Below are 3,040 nucleotides of genomic sequence, written 5' to 3' on the forward strand. Positions count from 1 at the left end.
TCGTAATAACTCAAAATCTATAAAAAAATAACATACTAATAGCAAGGGAATGCTTGTAGACTGATCTATACTGCATTCCCTTATTGTATGTATGCCATATTTCTATTCTTCTTTTTCCGACATTAGAACCCTACAAAAATATCAATCATATTTAATTTTTAAACAAACCGAAAAAACCTTTCCGTTTTTGTTTCTGATTTTGCTTCTGCATATCTCTAATGTTTTCAAGCAATAACTGATCTCGCTTCTCTAGCTTCTTCTCTATAAAAACTTCTAATTCACTATTTTTACCTTCTACTTCAGTTAACTTTTTCTCCGTATTCGCTAAATGCTCTTTTGTCGTAACCAATTCATTCGTAATTTCTTGTAATTTTTGAACAAGTGCTTGATTGAATTGATTTTGTAACTGCTGATTTTCTAATACTTCATTCAATTTCTTTTCTAATTCTGATTTTTCTTCTTTTGAAACAAACGAATCAAGCTCTCCGTTTCGCCATGCTCGAACTTGATCGTAAGACCATTTTTGCACCTGTATTTTTTCTTTTATTGCTTTTAATTCTTCTATATTTTCCTTCGAGTATCTGCGATGCCCTCCCTGGCTTCGCTCCGTTTGTATGTTAAATTCGTTTGACCATACCTTTAGTAAATCGGGTGTGACCCCTAAAAGATCCGCAACAATTTTCGGTGTATGCATTTCCGATTTTAGTTCCAATTTTCATTCCTCCCCCAAAAACGGAATACGTTTTTCACTCATAAAACACAATTAAATCAACATTCCAATCAAAATCGGAATGCACTTGCAACCGATATAACAACCGATTTTAAAAACGATTTAATTTCGAAATACATTCCGATTTTAACACTGATATGTATTACTTCTCGATAATAACATTAAAATCTTTTTTCTATATACAAGATTTTATGCAAAAAAAGAACAGCAGGGATCCCTAGAATCCCCGCTGCATCCACCATGTATAAAATAATGTATATCAATTTTACTAGAAAGGAAAAAAGAACCCCATAAAAACAAGGGTTCACCCGTTATTTTTGCTACCAATAATGAGACGTTATGTTAACCCATCATGAATACGATATACATATTACATTTTATCTATATTAGGTAAGGGTAATTGTCATACAATGAAGATATCATTATGAATTATATGGGGGATAGAAATGAAAAAGTTTATAGTTAGTTATTTAGTATGTCTCATATTTTTTTCTATATTTACACCTAGTTTGCAATTTATAATTAACCCTGAGGGTATGGAATCAGATTGGGGTTCACCCTGGTCAATAGCTATTCTTTACATTATGTATGGGAGTATACCTGTACTTATAGGCTGTCTACTAGGAGAATTCTGTTATAGAAAAATAAAAAGATGTTATAAATTAAGTATTGGGATTCCCGTGTTTATATTATTAGGTTTTTCCTATGCATATTTAATGAGCATAGGATTATCTGGAGGATATGTATCTTATTCTATAATGGATTTTATTAAATTTATTCCTATTACTTTGTCTTCCTTAGCTTTCTATTTTATAAGACGAATAAACTGATATTAATCAACTTCTGATAACGATCATTATGTCAATCAGCTGTCCATATCGGCAGCTGATTTTATTTTTGCTTAACGTGTTTTTTTTCGAAATGCTGGAGGTACCCCATAAATAAAAAAACCTTCGAATTGAAGGTTCTCATAAAAGGAATTTCAGAGTGATCCAGAAATTCTCTTCAATCTATTTTTTAATCATAAATCCAATAGTCAACACGCTGTTGTATTCCTTTTCCGTAATAATCAGTAGCATAAAATTTAATTCTATATGTTCCTGCTCCTGTGCTTGGTGTACGGGCATCGAAATCATAGTAGTATGTCTTTCCACCAGTGTTAACAGATACATCCCTACAAGTAACTAATCCATCGTTTGTTCCTGTACTTGTTCCTGAAGCTATACATGCTGTAAAGGTTCCACTACTTGGACCCCAACTCCTAATTTTTAAACGTACATGCCCATCAGTTGTATAAAAACTTTTTGACCAATAATATGTGTAAAAATCTACATGGCCACTTGTTTTTAAGGTACCGTTTATAGCTGCATCAGCTTGCTGATTAAAGCCAAACAATACACCAAAAGATATTACGAAAACAATTACGGACATATTAAATTTCTTAAGCATAAGGTAACCCCCTAAGATAAAGAAATCTTTACATACAAACTAACTCTATCTTCTCTAATAGTAAGAAAAGATAGAAGTTTCACTACGCTAAGGATATAATTTCAGTTACGTCAGATGTTCAACTATATGTCATAAAGTATATAAGAGAAATAAAATGTAGAAAATTGTAGATTGTTGGATAGTATTTTTGAATGAGGTTATTGTTCTATTCCAAAACAATATCAGAAAAACAAAGAGTTGAAAAAATCTACATTTAAGAACATTAAATATTTATATTTTCTTTTTTCATCCCTCCTCATATCAAAAAAATTCAAGTTAATTATATACTGAGCAACATGTTTCAATCAACGCAAAATTCATAATTGTTAAAATATTTTCTGAAGTCCATTAGATGCCAGAACCTTAGCAACAGCAGCCATGGCCATTTTTATTGAACTACTTCAAATCCAAGGATTTAATAAGAAATAACATTATCAATATGACCTAATACCAGCATTGCTGCAACCAAGGGCAAAGTAGAAAAAATGCTTAATATACACATGTTTTTCAGTAACAAAAAGGTGCTAAATGAATAATGTTACAAATTATTTTTGATACAGTATTTTGTTACAGCGAATTCAAAGGTTATAGAATTTACTGTTTTTAAACACTTCATGTAACAAAAATGAACGTTTATGTTACGAAACAAGCTACTTGGCCCCTAAACGCAGCAACACTGGAACTGGGTCTAATAGATTCATTCACTTCCAAGAACGAGAATTATGTAAATGAGCTGTCCATATGGACAGCTCATTGTATTTTTTGCTTAGCGTGTTTTTTTTCCGAAATGCTGGCGGTACCCCAGTATTATGTGTAAAATTT

General features: G+C 31.5%; 3 protein-coding genes. 1 reads left to right on the forward strand and 2 read right to left on the reverse strand.

Annotation, left to right across the window (positions count from 1 at the left end; all coding sequences use genetic code 11):
• Positions 1-151: 151 nt before the first annotated feature.
• Positions 152-712, reverse strand: coding sequence for a MerR family transcriptional regulator (locus tag C568_RS0130010; protein ID WP_018783718.1), 561 nt, complete (start codon positions 710-712; stop codon positions 152-154).
• A gap of 464 nt (positions 713-1,176) precedes the next feature.
• On the opposite strand from C568_RS0130010, the gene C568_RS0130015 reads away from it, so the two are divergent.
• Complete coding sequence (locus tag C568_RS0130015) at positions 1,177-1,560, forward strand: hypothetical protein (RefSeq protein ID WP_018783719.1); 384 nt, start codon at positions 1,177-1,179, stop codon at positions 1,558-1,560.
• Positions 1,561-1,747: 187 nt separating this feature from the next.
• Here C568_RS0130015 and C568_RS0130020 read toward each other — a convergent pair whose 3' ends face one another.
• A complete protein-coding gene (locus tag C568_RS0130020) occupies positions 1,748-2,179 on the reverse strand; it encodes a hypothetical protein (RefSeq protein WP_018783720.1) in 432 nt (143 codons plus the stop codon).
• Between the last annotated feature and the right edge of the window lie 861 nt (positions 2,180-3,040).

Origin of the sequence: Bacillus sp. 95MFCvi2.1 (assembly GCF_000374965.1) — a bacterium.
GTDB lineage: Bacteria > Bacillota > Bacilli > Bacillales > Bacillaceae_G > Bacillus_A > Bacillus_A pseudomycoides.